This is a genomic window from Mesorhizobium sp. M1406, assembly GCF_040317555.1.
Classification (GTDB): Bacteria; Pseudomonadota; Alphaproteobacteria; order Rhizobiales; family Rhizobiaceae; genus Mesorhizobium.
The window spans coordinates 17134-34998 of the sequence record NZ_JAMYKW010000025.1; the positions used below are offsets into that span (position 1 = coordinate 17134).

Annotated in this window: 16 protein-coding genes and 1 pseudogene; 10 read left to right on the forward strand and 7 right to left on the reverse strand. The window is 62.1% G+C overall.

Annotated features, from left to right (window positions below; genetic code table 11):
- The first annotated feature begins 457 nt into the window (after positions 1 to 457).
- From NKH03_RS20435 to NKH03_RS20445, 3 genes are all read left to right on the forward strand, one after another.
- Positions 458 to 2581, forward strand: coding sequence for a S9 family peptidase (locus NKH03_RS20435; RefSeq protein WP_352970133.1), 2124 nt, complete (start codon positions 458 to 460; stop codon positions 2579 to 2581).
- Entirely contained in the window at positions 2578 to 3204 is a 627-nt protein-coding gene (locus NKH03_RS20440) for a LysE family translocator (protein WP_352970135.1), read from the forward strand. Before NKH03_RS20435 ends, NKH03_RS20440 begins: the two co-directional genes overlap by 4 nt.
- A gap of 149 nt (positions 3205 to 3353) precedes the next feature.
- Positions 3354 to 3755, forward strand: coding sequence for an SET domain-containing protein (locus NKH03_RS20445; RefSeq protein WP_352970136.1), 402 nt, complete (start codon positions 3354 to 3356; stop codon positions 3753 to 3755).
- Here NKH03_RS20445 and NKH03_RS20450 read toward each other — a convergent pair.
- From NKH03_RS20450 to NKH03_RS20465, 4 genes and pseudogenes are all read right to left on the reverse strand, one after another.
- Positions 3752 to 4702, reverse strand: coding sequence for a cytochrome c (locus tag NKH03_RS20450; RefSeq protein ID WP_352970138.1), 951 nt, complete (start codon positions 4700 to 4702; stop codon positions 3752 to 3754). The genes NKH03_RS20445 and NKH03_RS20450 overlap by 4 nt on opposite strands.
- Before the next feature lie 9 nt (positions 4703 to 4711).
- Positions 4712 to 5148: pseudogene (locus NKH03_RS20455) on the reverse strand (c-type cytochrome).
- A gap of 139 nt (positions 5149 to 5287) precedes the next feature.
- Positions 5288 to 5890, reverse strand: coding sequence for a superoxide dismutase (locus NKH03_RS20460; protein WP_352871030.1), 603 nt, complete (start codon positions 5888 to 5890; stop codon positions 5288 to 5290).
- Positions 5891 to 5997: 107 nt separating this feature from the next.
- Positions 5998 to 6876, reverse strand: a complete 879-nt coding sequence (locus tag NKH03_RS20465) for a branched-chain amino acid aminotransferase (RefSeq protein WP_352970140.1) — start codon at positions 6874 to 6876, stop codon at positions 5998 to 6000.
- 158 nt (positions 6877 to 7034) lie between these two features.
- On the opposite strand from NKH03_RS20465, the gene NKH03_RS20470 reads away from it, so the two are divergent.
- Both NKH03_RS20470 and NKH03_RS20475 read left to right on the forward strand, forming a co-directional pair.
- Complete coding sequence (locus NKH03_RS20470; protein WP_352871034.1) at positions 7035 to 7697, forward strand: haloacid dehalogenase type II; 663 nt, start codon at positions 7035 to 7037, stop codon at positions 7695 to 7697.
- A gap of 174 nt (positions 7698 to 7871) precedes the next feature.
- Positions 7872 to 8696, forward strand: coding sequence for a L,D-transpeptidase (locus tag NKH03_RS20475; RefSeq protein WP_352871036.1), 825 nt, complete (start codon positions 7872 to 7874; stop codon positions 8694 to 8696).
- A gap of 36 nt (positions 8697 to 8732) precedes the next feature.
- Here the strand turns inward: NKH03_RS20475 and NKH03_RS20480 are convergent, their stop codons facing one another.
- Positions 8733 to 10277: a helicase HerA-like C-terminal domain-containing protein gene (locus tag NKH03_RS20480; RefSeq protein ID WP_352970142.1), complete on the reverse strand. Its 1545-nt coding sequence runs from the start codon at positions 10275 to 10277 to the stop codon at positions 8733 to 8735.
- A 352-nt stretch (positions 10278 to 10629) separates the two neighbouring features.
- Here NKH03_RS20480 and NKH03_RS20485 point away from each other — a divergent pair, with 352 nt between their 5' ends.
- From NKH03_RS20485 to NKH03_RS20500, 4 genes are all read left to right on the forward strand, one after another.
- The gene (locus tag NKH03_RS20485; RefSeq protein WP_352871040.1) at positions 10630 to 12072 is read left to right on the forward strand and encodes a methylmalonyl-CoA mutase subunit beta; all 1443 of its coding nucleotides are present in this window, start codon (positions 10630 to 10632) and stop codon (positions 12070 to 12072) included.
- Positions 12069 to 14186, forward strand: coding sequence for a methylmalonyl-CoA mutase (scpA, locus tag NKH03_RS20490; protein WP_352871042.1), 2118 nt, complete (start codon positions 12069 to 12071; stop codon positions 14184 to 14186). The genes NKH03_RS20485 and scpA overlap by 4 nt, the downstream gene beginning before the upstream one ends.
- Before the next feature lie 70 nt (positions 14187 to 14256).
- Entirely contained in the window at positions 14257 to 14478 is a 222-nt protein-coding gene (locus NKH03_RS20495) for an AbrB/MazE/SpoVT family DNA-binding domain-containing protein (protein WP_352871044.1), read from the forward strand.
- Positions 14475 to 14864 carry a type II toxin-antitoxin system death-on-curing family toxin gene (locus tag NKH03_RS20500; protein WP_352871046.1) on the forward strand — a complete coding sequence of 130 codons (390 nt, stop codon included), beginning with the start codon at positions 14475 to 14477 and terminating at the stop codon, positions 14862 to 14864. The genes NKH03_RS20495 and NKH03_RS20500 overlap by 4 nt, the downstream gene beginning before the upstream one ends.
- On the opposite strand, the gene greA is transcribed toward NKH03_RS20500, so the two are convergent.
- On the reverse strand, positions 14861 to 15334 hold the full coding sequence (greA, locus tag NKH03_RS20505; protein WP_352970144.1) for a transcription elongation factor GreA: 474 nt from the start codon (positions 15332 to 15334) through the stop codon (positions 14861 to 14863). The genes NKH03_RS20500 and greA overlap by 4 nt on opposite strands.
- A gap of 120 nt (positions 15335 to 15454) precedes the next feature.
- On the opposite strand from greA, the gene NKH03_RS20510 reads away from it, so the two are divergent.
- On the forward strand, positions 15455 to 16831 hold the full coding sequence (locus tag NKH03_RS20510; RefSeq protein WP_352970146.1) for a TIGR03808 family TAT-translocated repetitive protein: 1377 nt from the start codon (positions 15455 to 15457) through the stop codon (positions 16829 to 16831).
- A 7-nt stretch (positions 16832 to 16838) separates the two neighbouring features.
- On the opposite strand, the gene NKH03_RS20515 is transcribed toward NKH03_RS20510, so the two are convergent.
- The gene (locus NKH03_RS20515; RefSeq protein WP_352970149.1) at positions 16839 to 17843 is read right to left on the reverse strand and encodes an asparaginase; all 1005 of its coding nucleotides are present in this window, start codon (positions 17841 to 17843) and stop codon (positions 16839 to 16841) included.
- Positions 17844 to 17865: the final 22 nt, after the last annotated feature.

Below are 17865 nucleotides of genomic sequence, written 5' to 3' on the forward strand. Positions count from 1 at the left end.
GGTTTCAATGCTTGATTTTTCTTGGCTATTGCACGCGCAAACTTGGTTGTTCACGCCCGCACTCAAAACCACAGGTTGCCGCCGTCGCGAAAGCAATCACGCGACACGCCGTGCATCGTCCGGTCATCCGCGGAACGGTCCCATTCGGGTATGCCGCCTGGTTCTGGGACTTGCCCAAAGGTATTTGCGCACATTGAGCGCGTCGCCAAACGGCACATTGGCCACTTGCCAAGCCGCGAATACGGTCGCATGAGACTGGCCGGCAAAGACCAGAGTTAGCGAAGCAACGGCGAAAGCCGCGTCAGTCCGAGACCAAATAGTCATCATCTCTCCTCCCGGCTCATCTTCTGGAGCCGACACAACCTATACGCCACGGCTCTTGAACCCGCCCTGATCGACGTGTTCATTCCCATTCAAGATTACTTCCCCAATCAAGATACCGGCAAAGCGAGACGCAATGACCAAGACATCCGCATTTCCGATCGTAAGCCCGCCAACGCCCGAGAAGCGGCCGGTTTTCGACACGCATCACGGCATCACAAGAACCGACGACTATGCCTGGCTGCGGGCCGAGAACTGGCAGGAAATGTTCCGGGATCCGTCATTGCTCGATGCGGGGATACGCGCCGAACTCGAGGCGGAGAACGCCTACCAGTCAAAGCTGATGGCCGACACGGTCGAGCTGCAAAAGCAGCTTTTCAAGGAGATGAAGGGCCGCATCAAGGAAGACGATTCTTCCGTGCCGATGAAGGATGGGCCCCATGCCTATGGTTCGTCCTTCAAGCTTGGCGGCGAGCAGCCGCGCTATTTCCGCATGCCGCGCGACGGTGGCGCCGAGCATATCCTGCTCGATGGCGACGCGGAGGCCGAAGGCAAGCCCTATTTCCGTCTTGGCGGCGTCGATCACTCGGCCGACCACGCCAAGCTTTTGTGGGCATTCGACGACAAGGGCTCCGAATTCTACACGCTTCGCGTGCGCGACCTTGCCGATGGCAAGGAGCTTGCCGACCAGATTTCCGACACCGGCGGTTCAGGCGTCTGGAACGCCCGCAATGACGGCTTCTTCTACACCCGTCTCGACCCCAACCATCGCCCGTCCAAGGTGCTGTTCCATGCGCTGGGCACCAGCCCGGAAAGCGACCGGCTGGTCTATGAGGAAACCGATCCCGGTTTCTTCATGAATGTCGACGGCACCCGCAACAACGAATGGATCATGATCGGCATCAACGATCACGAGACGTCGGAATACCGCCTGATGCGCGCCAATGATCCGTTTGCCGAACCGAAACTAGTATCGCCGCGCGAGATTGGCCTCCAGTACGATCTGGAAGAAGGCGGCGACATCTTCTTCATCCTGACCAATGCCGACGGCGCCAAGGACTTCAAGATCATGACGGCGCCGGCGAGCGATCCAGTACGCGCCAACTGGCAGGAACTGGTGCCGCACGAGCCCGGCCGGCTGATCCTGTCGGTAATCGGCTTCAGGGATCACATGGTCCGGCTCGAACGCAAGGAAGGCCTGCCACGCATCGTCGTGCGCGACCGCACCAGCGGCGAAGAGCATCTTTTGTCCCTGGACGAGGAGGCTTTCTCGCTCGGCCTGTCGGGTTCCTATGAGTACGACACCGAGATCATGCGCTTTTCCTATTCGTCGATGACGACGCCGGCCCAGGTGTTCGACTACAATATGCGCACTCGCGAGCGGGTGCTGCTCAAGACCCAGGAAGTGCCGTCCGGCCATGATGCGGACCACTATGTCACGCGGCGGCTTATGGCGCCGGCCAGCGATGGCGAACTGGTGCCGATCTCGCTCTTGCACCACCGCGACACGCCGCTGGATGGATCCGCGCCTTGCCTGCTCTACGGCTACGGCTCCTATGGCATCGCCGTGCCGGCCGCTTTCAACACCAACTGGTTTTCACTGGTCGACCGCGGCTTTGTCTTCGCCATCGCCCACGTCCGCGGCGGCAAGGACAAGGGCTATGGCTGGTACGACGACGGCAAGCGGGCGCACAAGATGAACACGTTCACGGATTTCATCGCCTGTGCGCGCCACCTTGTTGCCGAGCGCTACACCGCGCATGACCGCATCGTCGCGCAAGGCGGTTCGGCCGGCGGCATGCTGATGGGCGCCGTCGCCAACATGGCGCCGGACTGTTTCGGCGGCATCGTCGCCGAGGTTCCGTTCGTCGATGTGCTGACGACGATGCTCGACGCCAGCCTGCCACTGACGCCGCCGGAATGGCCTGAATGGGGCAATCCGATCGCGTCGGCAGACGATTACCGGACCATTGCCGCCTATTCGCCTTATGACAATGTCGCCGCGCTCAACTATCCGCCGATCCTGGCGCTGGCCGGACTCACCGATCCGCGGGTCACCTATTGGGAACCGGCCAAATGGGTGGCGCGGCTGCGCGACCGCAAGAGCGGGGACAATCCGGTGCTGTTCAAGATCAACATGGATTCCGGACACGCCGGTGCCTCCGGCCGGTTTTCGCGACTGGAGGAAATCGCCTATACCTATTCGTTTGCACTGAAGGTGATGGGCAAGCTGCAGCTTACGGGAGAAATCGACCGATGATCGATCTCGCTACATTGATCGCTTATGTCGCGGTTGTGCTCGGCTTCGTCTTTATTCCGGGCCCAGCCACGCTCCTTACCATAGCGCGGGCAACGAGCTCCGGAACCAAGGTTGGCATCGCCACCGGCGCGGGGATCGCGGCCGGCGATGTGTTTCACACCGTCATGGCGATGGTCGGCATCTCGGCGATCATCGCCACGTCGGCGACGCTGTTCAGCCTCATAAAATACATGGGCGCGGCCTACCTGGTTTATCTCGGCATTCGCGCGATCACTGAGAAGACACCGGCCAACCCGGCTGCAGGCGCGCTCGCGATCTCCGCCGGCAAGGCGTTTCGACAGGCTGTCCTGACCGAAGTGCTCAACCCCAAGACAGCGCTTTTCTTTCTCGCTTTCCTGCCTCAGTTCGTGCGGCCTGAAAACGGATCGATAATACTTCAGTTGACCACATTGGGGGTTATCTTCGTCTTACTCGGCCTTTTCAGCACGGTCGTCTTTGCAGTGAGTGCCGGTCGGCTCGGCGTGTTCCTCCGCCGAAATCCGACGGTGCTGAAATGGCAAGGCAAGGTTGTTGGCGGCATCTACTGTGCTCTGGGTGTTCGGCTCGCGCTGCAGCAGCGCTGACGGGGAAGCTGCGTGGTCCGCCAGTCGCCTTGGCGATCATGACTTTTTGAATTCCGCGCTGCTCATTTTGCTCGCAATTGCGATGGCCGCGCGCTACCCAGTGCGCGGCTTTTCCTAGCCCGACAGCCCCAATCGCGTAAAGGTCCATCATGCTGCTCGTCGACGTCTATCTCGACAAATCGCCCATCCAGGGCATCGGCGTCTTTGCCAAGAACGCCATTCCCCGCGGCACGCTGATCTGGAAGCTGGATCCAAGGTTCGACCGGCTCATCGACGTCGAAACTTATGAGCGCGAAGCCGGGCCGGTGAAGAACTATCTCGACCGCTACTCCTATCCCGACCGGCGCGACCCGAACTACATCGTCTTCGAAGCCGACGACGCGCGCTACATGAACCATGCCGATGAGCCGAATTGCGACGTTTCCTCGCCCGAGGAGACCTTTGCGCTGCGCGACATCGCTCCCGGCGAGGAGTTGACCTGCAACTACAACCATTTCTTCGAAACAGGCTTCGACTTTCTCGGCGACCGCCACCTGTCATCCGACGACTAGTTCGCCGTCTTCTTGCGCGCCGGATAGCCGTTGGGATGCGGCGGTATCGCCTTGAGATATGCGGCGATGGCCGCACGGTCCTCCGGCGTCAATTGGGCCATGTTGCGCTGCACGTCGACCATGGCGCCGCCGACGGAATCGAAGTCAGGCGTAAAACCAGTTTCGAGGTAGTTGGCGATGTCGGCTTCCGACCAATTGCCGATACCGCCCTCGCCCGATGTGATGTTGGGCACGATGCCCTTGCCCTCGGCAGCCACGGCACCTGCCAGCCACTCGCTCTTTTCTGTGCCGCCGGCAAAGTCGCGCGGCGTGTGGCATTCGCCGCAGTGACCCGGCCCCTCGACTAGGTAACGGCCGGCCATCACTGGGTCAGGCGTGCCTTCGGGAAATGCCACGACCGGTTGGTCATTGAGGTAGAGGAATTTCCACAGACCAATGCCGCGACGAATGTTGAAGGGGAAACCGAGGGAATTCGCGGGCGCCTTGCCGGCGACGGCCGGCAACGTCTTCAGGAAGGCGTAGAGATCGGCAATGTCGGCCGGGTTCATGCGCGCGTAGGAGGCATAGGGAAACGCCGGATAAAAATGTTCGCCAGAGGGCGACACGCCCTTCAGCATGGCGTTGGCGAGGTCCTCGACCGACCATGTGCCGATGCCATCCTTGGGGTCTTGCGAAATGTTGGGCGGAACGAAGGTTCCGAACGGCGTCTTGAGTTCGAGACCACCCACGAGTTGAAGCCGCGCATCGCCCTGCGAACCCGGCTTTGCATGGCAGGAGGTGCAGCCGCCGGCATAGAAGATGCGCTTGCCCTTGACCGCGTCGCCCGGCCCCAGCTTGGCCAGCGTCTCACTGTTGAGCTTCACCGGCGCCGATAGGACCCACCCGGCAGCCGCGCCGACGCCGCCCAGAACGACGAGGGCGCCAACGAGTTTTTTCAGCCGGCGCATCGCCCGCTGTCAGCTCTTTTTCACCCGGTACGTCTGGTGGCAGGTGCCGCAATTGGACGCGATGGTGCCAAACTGCGTCTTCAACGCATCGACATCGGCAGGAGCGGCGGCGACCCCTGCCTTGATGTCGGCCAGATATTTGTCGTTGGCGGCCTTGAAGCCAGCCATGTCTTCCCAGATCTTCGGCGACGCCGTGGTATCGCCGGTGTTGCTGCCCGCCGGGAACAGCGCGTCGACATCCAATTTCTCCTCATTCGCTTGCAAGGCCTGCAGTGCCGTCAGCACCCCCGCGGCGTCAAAAGGCTCCTCGCCCTTGACCACTTTCGACAGGCCGCCGGCGATCTTTCCACGCTCCTTCATCAGAGCCTGCCGGTCGAGGATCGGGCGGCGAAGGCCGCCGACGCCGCGAGGGCGAGCATTGAGATGGCGATGACAAGCTTTCTCATTCATTTGGCTCCATGATGAAGGCATTTCGGGACGGGACGTTAACGGATGCCACAGGGAGAAAATTCCCTTCCCTGGATGATTTTTACTGCGACCCCGCAAAAGAAAAGCCCCGGATGCCGGGGCTTTTCTGGAGATCGGTCAGGCCTTCGCTTTTTCGTAGAGTTCGAGTACGTGATCCCAGTTGATCAGGCTGTCGACGAACGCCTCAAGATATTTCGGCCGGGCGTTGCGATAGTCGATGTAATAGGAGTGTTCCCAGACATCGACGCCGAGGATCGGCGACGCGCCATGGACGAGCGGGTTCTCGCCATTCGGCGTCTTCGAGATCGCCAGCTTGCCGTCCTTGACCGAGACCCAGGCCCAGCCGGAGCCGAACTGCGTCGTGCCGGCGGCAATGAAGTCGGCCTTGAACTTGTCGTAGCCGCCGAGATCGCTGTCGACCGCCTTCTGCAGGGCGCCCGGCAGCTTGTTGCCGCCGCCGCCCTTTTTCATCCACTTCCAGAAATGGATGTGGTTGTAGTGCTGGGCGGCATTGTTGAAGAGACCGGCATTCTTGCCGAATGACTGCTTGACCACATCTTCGACCGACAGATCGCCCAGGCCGGCCTCGGCAGCGAGCTTGTTGCCGTTGTCGACATAGGCCTTGTGGTGCTTATCGTGGTGATATTCCAGCGTCTCTTTCGACATGTAAGGCTGCAAGGCCTCATAGTCGTAGGGCAGAGCGGGCAATTCAAAAGCCATGGATGGTACTCCCTCGTGGAAAAATCCGGTGTCGATACCGGACTAAGATAGGTCTGGGATGGGTTGGGGCAACTCCGGAATGGAGCACCGATCGCCTTTTTATCCGCTCAGGCGGCGGAAGTCGAATGCGCCCAATCCCAATAGAGTTCGCGCGCCTTCTTGGCCACCGGACCGGGCTGCAGATTGCGATCCTCGATACGGGTGATCGGCACCACCTTGGAATGGTTTCCGGTCGAGAAGATTTCGTCCGCTTCGAGGAAGTCGCGCACCGACAGCGTCTTTTCGGTGGTCTTGAAGCCATACTCGCCAAGCAGCGTCATGGTCCGCGAGCGGGTGATGCCGGACAGGAAGGTGCCGTTCGGCGCCGGCGTCATCACGTGGCCGTCCTTGACCAGGAAGATGTTCGAGGTTCCGGTTTCGGCGACGTTGCCCAGCATGTCGAGCACCATTGCGTTGTCGAAGCCGCGCATCTTGGCTTCGAGAATGGCACGACCGTTGTTGGGGTAGAGGCAGCCGGCCTTGGCGTTGGTCGGCATGGTCTCGATGGTAGGGCGGCGGAACGGCGACACCGTCATCGAAAAGCCGGTCGGCGGGATCATCGGCGATTCGTAGAGGCAAAGGCAAAAGCGGGTCGATGCCGGATCGGCCGGCACGCCCATATAGCCGCCATGCTCGGCCCAGTACATCGGCCTGATATAGACCGCTGTCTTGCCGTCGAACTTCTTCAGCCCATCCCATGTCAGCCCGACGATCTTGTCGGCGCTCATCGACGGCTTGAGGCCGAGTGCGATCGCCGAAGAATTCACCCTGGCGGCGTGAAGATCGAGGTCCGGCGCCACGCCCTCGAACCAGCGGCCGCCGTCGAACACGCTGGTGCCGAGCCACATGGCGTGGCTGCGCGGTCCCAGAATGGCGACATTGCCCTCATGCCAATCACCATCGACGAAAGTCCATGTCGCGGATTGCGCCGCAGCCGCCAGTGTCATCGTGTTTGTCCCGTCTCAATCGGTGTCGTGTGACAGCCATTGGAAGATGCTTTGGCGGGCGCCGTCAATCGGCATCGAAGAGTTTTGTTGAGGCCAGCGACGGGGCGCAATGCAATCAAAGCTTGCACCTTGCCGCGCCTGCCCTCAAAACTGTCGTCATGCAATACGCCGCCTACGTCTTCGACGCCTATGGCACGCTGTTCGACGTGCATGCCGCCGTGCGCCGCCATGCCGATCGGATCGGGCCGGAGGGCCAGTTGCTGTCCGAGATCTGGCGCGCCAAGCAGCTCGAATATTCCTGGGTGCGCACGCTGATGGGCGCCTATGCCGATTTCTGGCAGTTGACCGAACAGGCGCTCGATTTCGCCTTGCGCAAGGTTCCCTCGGCCGATCCCGGTCTCAAGGCGACATTGCTCGACGCCTACTGGCGGCTGGATTGCTATCCGGAAGTTCCGGCCGTGCTAAAGGCGCTCAAGGCTTCGGGAGCAAGACTGGCGATCCTGTCCAACGGTTCGCCCGAAATGCTGCGGGCCGCGGTCAAGTCCGCCGCGCTCGACCAGATTCTGGACCATATCTATTCCGTCGATACGGTGCGGCGCTTCAAGACCGATCCGGCGGTCTACGACATGGTCGCCACCGGTTGGCGCCTCTACCCCGGCGCGGTTTCCTTCCAGTCCTCCAATCGCTGGGACATCGCAGGCGCCACCAAATTCGGTTTTCGCACGGTGTGGATCAACCGTTCCAACCAGCCCGAAGAGTACCGGGACTTTCCACCTGCCCTGATCCTGCCGTCGCTCGAAGCTTTGGTGCCAGGTACCTAGCACGTGGACGTGTGTCCCCAGCGCCACAGTGGCGGCGCGGTCACAGCTTCGCCTTTGTTTGTCCACCTTCAAGCCAGAATCGGAACCGCCTATCGCCCCAGGTGTTGTCAGGCACCCGCGCAGCGATCGGCGCATTGACGCTTTGTTGCGATTTGAGACTTAAAGAAGGCAACCATGTCCAAAATCGAAATCGAATCCTATCGCCTGAGCCGTCGCGGCTTTCTCAACGCCGCAGCCTTAGGCGCTGCTTCGATCGCGGTTTCCGCATGCGCGACCACCGGACCGGGGCCGGTCGAACCACCGCCGCCAGCCTATATCGAGCCGCCGCTAGCCGACTATGTGACGATGTACGGAGCGGTCAGTGATGGCGGCTTCGATCTGCCGGCGATCCCGGTCGACAGGATCGATCCGCAGTTCCTGCGCCAGATCGTTCCCGATCCGACCGGGCAGAAGCCGGGAACGATCGTCGTCGATACCACCGGCCATTTCCTCTATCTGGTTCGCCCGGGCGGTCAGGCAATCCGTTATGGTGTCGGCCTAGGCCGCGCCGGTTTCGAATGGTCCGGCGACGCCGTCGTCCAGTGGAAGCAGAAATGGCCGAAATGGACGCCGCCGGATGAAATGATCGCCCGGCAGCCGGAATTGAAGCCATACAGCGCCGAAAATGGCGGCATGCCCGGCGGCCTGAAGAACCCGCTCGGCGCACGCGCGCTCTATCTCTTCCAGGGCAACGTCGACACGCTCTACCGCCTGCACGGCTCGCCGGAATGGAAGTCGATCGGCAAGTCGGTCTCGTCGGGCTGCGTACGCCTGATGAACCAGGACATCATCGATCTCTATGATCGCGTGCCCATGAAGACACCAGTTGTCGTCACCAGCGATGCCAGCCAGCCAGTGGTGGCGACGGCCCATCGCAGGGCTATCCCGATCGACGCCGGCGTGCCGGACGGATCGGTGCTGCTCGGCCCGTTGACAGAGATCACCAACTCGATTTTCTGAGCCGACGAGGCAGCGGCAACGGCGCGGCCTCAAGTCCTAACGCCCCCGTGACAGGCTGCCCAGGATGCCGCGCACGATTGCCCGGCCGACGGACGAGCCGACGGATCGCACCACCGACTTGATCGCCGCCTCGGCCACGGTCTGGCGATTGGACGGGCGTGGTGCAGGCGCGCGCCTGCCACCGGATTGCGGCGCGGGATCATCGTTGCCGAAGCCCGGAATGGTCCAACGTGAGCCGCCGCCGGCCTGCTGCGCCTGCTCTTCGGCATTCTGCGCATCCCTGGCCTTTTTCTGCAGCATCTCGAAGGCCGATTCGCGATCGATGAGCTGATCATACTGGCCGGCGACCGGGCTTTCCTGGATCAGCTTTTGTCGCTCGGCAGCCGTTATGGGGCCAAGCCGCGAGGATGGCGGCCGGATCAATGTCCGCTGCACAATCGACGGAACACCCTTGACCTCAAGCGTCGAGACCAGCGCCTCGCCGGTGGCGAGCTGGGTAATGGCGGTCATGCAATCGAAATCGGGATTTGGTCGGAACGTTTCGGCCGCCGTCCTCACCGCCTGCTGCTCACGCGGCGTATAGGCGCGCAGCGCGTGCTGCACACGATTGCCGAGCTGGGCCAGAACCTTTTCAGGGATATCCAAAGGGTTCTGCGTGACGAAATAGACGCCGACGCCTTTCGAGCGGATCAGTCGGACCACTTGTTCGACGCGATCGATCAACACTTTGGGTGCTTCGTCGAACAGAAGATGCGCCTCGTCGAAGAAGAACACCAGCTTCGGCCTATCCGGGTCGCCGACTTCCGGCAGCACCTCGAACAGTTCCGACATCAGCCACAATAGGAACGTCGCGTAGAGCCGTGGGTTCATCATCAGCTTGTCGGCGGCAAGCACGCTGATGGCGCCGCGTCCGTCGCGGGTGGTGCGCATGATGTCGGCGATGCGCAGTGCCGGCTCGCCGAAGAAATTCGCCGCGCCCTGCTGCTCCAGGACCAGCAGCGTGCGCTGGATCGCCCCGACCGAGGGCTTCGTGACATTGCCGTAGCGCGAGCCGATCTCGTCGGCGCGCTCGGCGATGTTGGCCAGCAGCGCCTGCAGGTCCTTCATGTCGAGCAGAAGCAGGCCTTCTTCGTCCGCCAGGCGGAAGGCGATGTTCATGATGCCTTCCTGCGCCTCGCTCAGGTTCATCAGGCGCGACAGCAGCAACGGCCCCATTTCCGAAACCGTGGCGCGGATCGGATGGCCCTGTTCGCCGAACAGGTCCCAGAAGATGACCGGAAATTCCTGGAAGTCATAGGGGTCGAGCTTGACCTGCTCGGCCCGCTTGACGAGGAAATCCTGCGCCGTGCCCATCATCGCGATGCCGGACAGGTCACCCTTGATGTCGGCGCAGAAGACCGGCACGCCGGCGTTGGAAAAACCTTCGGCCAGTATCTGCAAGGTGACGGTCTTGCCGGTACCGGTGGCGCCGGTCACCAGGCCATGACGATTGCCATATTGCAGCAACAGCTGCTCGGCACGCTGATAGCTGTCGTCGGGCTTGCGGCTGGCGCCGATGAAAATACTGGTGTCGTCAGCCATATGTCCGGTCTCCGCAAACTGATGTGTTTAAAGCCAGTGGCCTTGCCGCAGGTATAGTGAGGCCGTTGCACAGCGACAATGCCATTCGTTCAAGTCGGGATCATTCGTCCAATGGTGGCAATCGTTCAAATCAGGCCAATCGTTCAATCGGGGGCAACACTCCAAATCGATCTTTTGAAGCTTGCGGATTTTGCCGGTGTTTGGCAATCGTTCATGGTTCGTGCACGCAGGCCGACCTATATCTGTTGGATCGAATTCGGCCGCTGAAAGCGCATTACATTGCGATATCGGACCGAGAACCGTAGACTGAACCGCTCCAGGCTGGTGCGGCCGCATTAAACGAGGAAGACGGATGGGCGCCGGAGCCTTGACCAAGGATGTCGAACCAGAGAACGCCGAGCGCCAGCGATGGCTAGCCCTGGCGGAAAAGGCACTGGCCGGCGCATCCTTCGAAGAGAAGCTGGTCTCGCATACCGACGACAACATCCGCATCGAACCGCTCTACGACCGCAGCACCGCTGCGGAACCGACCGTGCGCGCCAACCCGAAATCGCCCTGGATCGTCAGCCAGCGCATCGACGATCCGGATATCGACCGCGCCAGAACCCAGGCTCAAGACGACATAGCGCAAGGCGCCACGGGATTATCGCTTGTCTTCGAAGGAGCGCCGAACGCGTTCGGCTACGGCTTGCCGAGAACGGCGGAAGCGCTTGAGATGGTGCTGGACGGCGTACCGCTGAACCGCGTCCAGGTTCGCATCGACGCCCATCCCTGGAGCCGCGCCGTGGCCGACTGGCTGGTGGCGTTCCTGAGCAAGCGCCGGTCCGACCCGGCAAAGCTCAACCTCTCCTTCGGCATCGATCCGGCGGCGATCTTCGCCGGAACCGGCGGGCTGCGCATGTCGATCGAGGCATTGCAGGCCTCGATGCCGCAATCGCTGGCGCACTTCTTCTCGATGGGCGTTCCGGGCGTGCTTCTGGAGGCGGACGGGCGTGTGTTCCACAACGCCGGCGCGACGGAAGCGCAGGAACTTGGCATCATGCTGGCTTCGGCGGTCTCCTATCTCAGAATGTTCGAGACGGCGCGGCAGCCGCTCGTCTATGCCGCGCCCCATATCGGCTTTGCGCTCAGCGTCGACCAGGACCAGTTGCTGTCGATGGCCAAGGTGCGGGCACTGCGCAGGCTCTGGACGCGGGTGCAGGAAGCCTGCTCGATCCCCAATTCCACGGCCAACATCCATGCCGAGACGTCGTTTCGCATGATGACGGCCATGGATCCGGAGACCAACATCCTGCGCACCACGATTGCCTGCTTTGCCGCGGCGTCCGGAGGCGCCGATTCGATCTCGATCTTGCCGCACACGATCGCGCATGGCTTGCCAGCGGGGTTTGCGCGTCGCGTTGCCCGCAACACGCAGCTGATCATGGCTAATGAAAGCCATATCGATCATGTCGCCGATCCTGCCTATGGTTCCGGCGCGGTCGAAGCGCTGACCACCAAACTCTGCGAGATGGCTTGGACGGAATTGCAGACAATCGAGGCCGAGGGCGGCGTCTTGTCCAGCCTTCAGGACGGACATATCCAGAAGCGCGTTCACGCCGCTGCAGCGCAGCGCAACGCAGCCTACCGGGCAGGCGAACGGACCATCATCGGCACCACGCTTTACCCGCTGAAAAGCGAACCTCCGGTCGAAACGCTCGCGGCGGAACGGCGGCCCGCCTTCACGGAAGGCGTTGCCGTCTGTGAGCCGCTGTTTCCGGTCCGCATCGACCAATCCATCGGAGCCGCCTCTTGATCCCCGATTTCAGCCAGATCGGTTGGGTCCCGCCACGGCGCGCACCCGTCGAGGTCAAAGGCCAGCGGACGACGCCGGAAGGACTTATCGCGAAGCATCTGTACAATCAGAGCGACCTCAAGGGGTTGCCGTATCTCGACACCTACCCGGGCCTGCCGCCCTTCGTGCGCGGCCCCTACCCGACCATGTATGTCCAGCAGCCCTGGACGATCCGGCAATATGCCGGCTTCTCGACGGCCGAAGAATCCAACGCCTTTTACCGGCGCAATCTGGCCGCCGGCCAGAAGGGCCTGTCGGTCGCCTTCGATCTTGCCACGCATCGCGGCTATGACAGCGACCATCCGCGCGTTGCCGGCGATGTCGGCATGGCGGGCGTCGCCATCGATTCCATTCTCGACATGCGGCAGCTCTTCGACGGCATTCCGCTCGGCGAGATGACAGTGTCGATGACGATGAACGGCGCGGTGCTGCCGATCATGGCGCTCTACATCGTCGCTGCGGAAGAGCAGGGCGTTGAGCAGAAGGATCTTGCCGGCACCATTCAGAACGACATCCTGAAGGAGTTCATGGTCCGCAACACCTATATCTATCCGCCGAAACCCTCGATGCGGATCGTGTCGGACATTTTCTCCTACACGTCGAAGAACATGCCGAAGTTCAATTCGATATCGATCTCCGGCTATCACATGCAGGAGGCCGGCGCGACAGCCGACTTGGAGCTTGCCTACACGATTGCCGACGGCATCGAATATGCCCGCGCCGGCGTTGCGGCGGGCCTCGATATCGACCGCTTCGCGCCGCGCCTGTCCTTCTTCTGGGCGATCGGCATGAACTTCTTCATGGAAGTCGCCAAACTGCGGGCCGCGCGCCTGTTGTGGGCGACCCTGATGAAGAAGAATTTTTCGCCGAAGGACGAGCGCTCGCTGTCACTGCGCACCCATTGCCAGACCTCGGGCTGGTCGCTGACGGCGCAGGATCCCTACAACAACATTATCCGCACCATGATCGAGGCGATGGCAGCGACACAGGGGCACACGCAGTCGCTGCACACCAATTCCTTCGACGAAGCGATGGCGCTGCCGACCGACCACTCGGCGCGCATCGCCCGCAACACACAGCTCATCCTGCAAAAGGAATCCGGCACCACGCGCGTCATCGATCCGTGGGGCGGCTCGGCCTATCTCGAACGGCTGACGCATGACCTCGTGGCGCGCGCGCTTGCCCATATCGAGGAGGTCGAGGCACTTGGCGGTATGGCCGCCGCGACCGAACAGGGCATTCCCAAGCTGCGCATAGAGGAAGCCGCCGCACGCACGCAGGCGCGCATCGATTCCGGCGAACAAATGCTGGTCGGCGTCAACGCGCATCGGCCCGAGACTGACATCGAGGTCGACGTGCTGAAGATCGACAACGCCGAAGTCAGGGCCCGGCAATTGTCGAAGCTGCAACGGCTGAAGGGTACGCGCGATGTCGCCGCGGTCGAAAGCGCGCTCGATGCGCTGACCCGTGCCGCGCAGGGCAATGAAAACCTGCTGGAGTTCGCCATCCGCGCCGCGCGCGCCAATGCCACGGTCGGCGAGATTTCATTTGCGTTGGAAAGGGTCTTTGGTCGCCACGTCGCCACGGTGCAGACCATTTCCGGCGTCTATCGCAAGGCCCTTGGCGACCATCCCGTGGTCGACGGGCTGCAGGACAAGCTCGACGCCTTTGAAAAGAAAACTGGCGGCAAGCCGCGCATTCTCGTCGCCAAGATGGGACAGGACGGCCACGATCGTGGGCAGAAGGTTATCGCCACGGCCTTCGCCGATCTCGGCTTCGACGTCACCGTCGGAGCGATGTTCCAGACACCCGATGAGATCGCCAGGCTGGCGGTCGCGCAGGATGTCCATATCGTCGGCGCCTCGTCGCTGGCGGCGGGGCATCTGACGTTGATCCCCGAACTGCGCGACGCGCTGAAGAAGCTCGGCCGCGGCGACATGCTGATCGTCGCCGGCGGCGTTATCCCGCCGCAGGACTATGACGCGGTGCTGCAAGCAGGTGCGGCGGAAATCTTCCCGCCGGGCACCGTCATTCCGGAAGCGGCGGATCGCTTGCTGGACCGGTTGCTGGCCTAGCCTGTTATAATACCTGTTGCAACAGCGCGCCGATCCAGTTATAATCGGCGTTGCAACAGGATGATCCATCATGAACACGACCATTCGCAAGATAGGCAATTCCGAAGGTGTTATCCTGCCCAAGGAGCTGCTCGACCGTTTGAACATGAAGACCGGCGATCAGCTTCAGATCGTCGAAACGGACAAGGGTATTGCTCTTGAGCCGATGGATGACAGTTTCGAACGGCAGATGGAAGCTGCTCGCCAGGTCATGGACAAATACAAGGTCGCACTTCAGAAGCTCGCGGAATGAACTGGGAGTTTCTGTCACGTCGCGCGGTCGAAGCGATGCATGCCGAGCAATTGCGCAGGCATGGTGGAGCGCCAGGTTTGAGAGATGAAAATGCTCTTGAATCGGCGCTCGCCCGTGCTGAAAACAAGGCGAACTATGGGGATCCGGCGATCGAGGATCTCGCTGCCGCCTATGTCTTTGGCATTGCCAGGAATCATGCCTTTGTCGACGGCAACAAGCGTACCGCCATCGTGGCCGCAGGCGCATTTTTGATCGTGAACGGCCATGTCCTGACAGCCGATAACGGCACGCTTTACGAATTCGTCATGGCAGTTGCTTCAGGCGAAATCGATGAAGCCGGCGCCGCAGCCTTCTTCCGCGATCATGTCGTCAAGCTAGAGGATTAGCTGTCGGAGAGCTTGACGATTTCCCATTCCTTGCCGTTGACGCTTGCCACGTCGCCGACCTTCTTGCCGAACAGGGCGACCGCCATCGGCGATACGTGGGAAATGGTCCCCTTGGCCGGGTCGGCTTCGTCCTCGCCGACGATTTTCCAGTGCACCTTCCTGCCGTCATCGCCCTCGAGTGTGACGCCCATGCCGAAGCGTACAAGGTCGCTGCCCAATTCCGGCACCGACAACTCGGCGCTTTCACGCCGGGCGGTCCAGTAGCGCAGATCGCGCGACACCACCGCGATGCGCTCGCGGTCTGCCTTCCTCTCGGCTTTCGCCAGTACATCGCGCAGATCGGCGAGATTCTCCTCGATCATCGCCAGGCCGCGCTCCGTCACAAGATTGCGGTGATGGCTGATTGGCCGCTCGCCGACACCGGCAATGGCGTTTTCGCTGTCTTCCTCGCGCGTGAAAGCTCTGCTCATCCTCTGAACTTAGGCGCGGAAAGGCTGCTCGACAAGCCATTGTCGTTGCCCTCGACGGAAGAGGCAGACCGGCTGGCATGATTCCTGCGGTGTCAGGGTTGAAAGCCAGGACCTGTGCCGATGTTGAACAGACGAACGCTGCTGACCGGAACCGCCGGCTTTGCCGTCATGGGCCTCTCGCTTGGCAAGGCGGCGGCCGCCAGCCTGACCGGCATCGAGAAAGCCTCGATGCGCGGCTCGATCAATGCCACCGAACTCGGCGTGCAGCCCGGTACCTTCGACGATCAGAGCAAGGCCTTCGCCAAGCTGCTGCGCGACGCAAACGACCGCGACATGCCGGTGTTCCTGCCGCCGGGCGCCTATGTGGTGTCGAACCTCTCGCTGCCCGGCCGCGTGCGTCTTTCCGGCGTGCCTGGGGCAACGCGCATCGTTTACGGCGGCGACGGTCATCTCTTCATGGCAGAACAGGCCGATCATATCGAACTCAGCGGACTGGTCTTCGACGGCGCAAACCGCACGATGGGCGACTACGCGCAAGGGCTGCTCGATCTGCGCCGTGTCGCGCATCTGGTCGTCGACAATTGCCAAATAACCGGCAGCGGCAAGAACGGGCTGGCTCTGGAACACGCGACGGGCCGGGTCGAGCGCTCGCAGATATCGGGAGCTGCCGATGCCGGCATCTATTCGGTCGAGGCCGGCGGGCTGGCGATCACGGGCAACACCGTCTCCGACTGCGCCAATGGCGGCATTCTCGTGCACCGCTGGCAGGCGGCGGAAGACGGCACCATGGTCACCGGCAATCGCGTCGAACGGATCCAGGCGCGCAGCGGCGGGACCGGCCAGAACGGCAATGGCATCAATGCCTTCCGGGCCGGCAATGTCGTCATTTCCGGCAACATCGTCTCGGACTGCGCCTTTTCGGCGATCCGCGCCAACAGCGCCAGCAATCTGCAGATATCGGGCAACACCTGCTCGCGCTCGGGCGAAACAGCAGTTTACTCCGAGTTCTCGTTCGAAGGCGCCGTCATCAGCAACAACATCGTCGATGGCGCCGCCAACGGCATCTCGATCGTCAACTTCAACGAAGGCGGCCGCATGGGTGTGTGCTCGGGCAACATCGTGCGCAATCTGTCGACCAGCGGCCCCTACCCCGCCGACTCGCCTGGATTCGGCGTCGGCATTGGGGTCGAGGCCGACACGACCGTTTCCAACAACGTCATCGAGAACGCACCGCTCTACGGCATGCAGATCGGCTGGGGTCCGTATCTGCGCAATGTCGTCGCCACCGGTAACATCATCCGCAAGGCTGGAACGGGCATCGTCGTGTCCGTGGTCGAGGGCGCCGGCACGGCCGTCATATCAGACAATGTCATCGACGGCGCGTTGAACGGAGCCGTTGTCGGCCAGCGCTGGGCCGAGCCGGCGACGGGTGACCTGGCGTCATCGGACAATAGCGGCTACGCGCATCTGACCGTCGAGCGCAATCACGTCAGTTGAGGGCGGTTTAATTCAAGGCCGCGGTGGGCCTCAGCGCCCCAACCTTGGCGCCGTTCCGGCTTTGGATCGGCGCTTTCGCCAGGTCGGTTAGCTTAGCTGCCAAGGCCTCGTCAGCGCGTAACAGTTTGGCAAGAACGGCGGCAACCATGGCTTCGCCGGCGCGGCCGGCGCCGTCATCGCATTTGAGCGCGATGCCGAGGCCAAGTTCCGGAATTGCGGCACAGTGGACGCCTTCGGCGCCGCCTTTCGTGAAAATGCGCCCTGGTGCGGCCTCCATCAGGGCGACGTCTTCGCGGCCGGTGCCGGCAACGAAGAAGGGCTCGGCCATGCAGGCGGCCAGCAGGCGCTTCGCGGCCTTGGCTCGCTCGGGACCAAAACCATTTGTCGTCGCCATACGTGCAAAGCCGAGCGCGAAGCTCCGGAGCGGCACCGCATAGGTCGGGATCGAGCAGCCATCGGTCGCTCGCTCGTCCGCGCCATGGACAGCGCCCGTGACCGATTGCATGGCGTCGCGCACCATCTCCTGCAGGCCGTGTCCTGGCTTGACATAGCCGCGATGCGCAATGCCGGCGTGGACGCATGTACAGAGGAAGCCGGAATGCTTGCCGGAACAATTGTTGTGCAATGCGTTCGGCGAGCCGCCGGAGCGGGCGAGCGCAATCTCGGCTTCATGATTGGATGGCCAATGCGTGCCGCATTCGAGCGCCGACCCGTCCAGCCCGGCCCTGGCCAACATGGACCGCGCCAGTTCGACATGTGCCGGCTCGCCCGAATGGGACGCGCAGGCAAGCGCCAGCTCGCGGTTGCCGAAGCCATAGGCGTCGGCCGCGCCGCTTTCGACCAGCGGCAATGCCTGGATCGCCTTGACCGCCGAGCGCGGGAACACCGGCTTGGCCGTATCGCCGATCTCCCAAACCGGTTTGCCATCGGCATCGAAGACCGCGACCGCGCCACGATGCGCGCTCTCGACGATCGCGCCGCGCAAGACCTCGATCAGAACCGGATTTGTCATGGCTACCCCGCAAAAATACGGG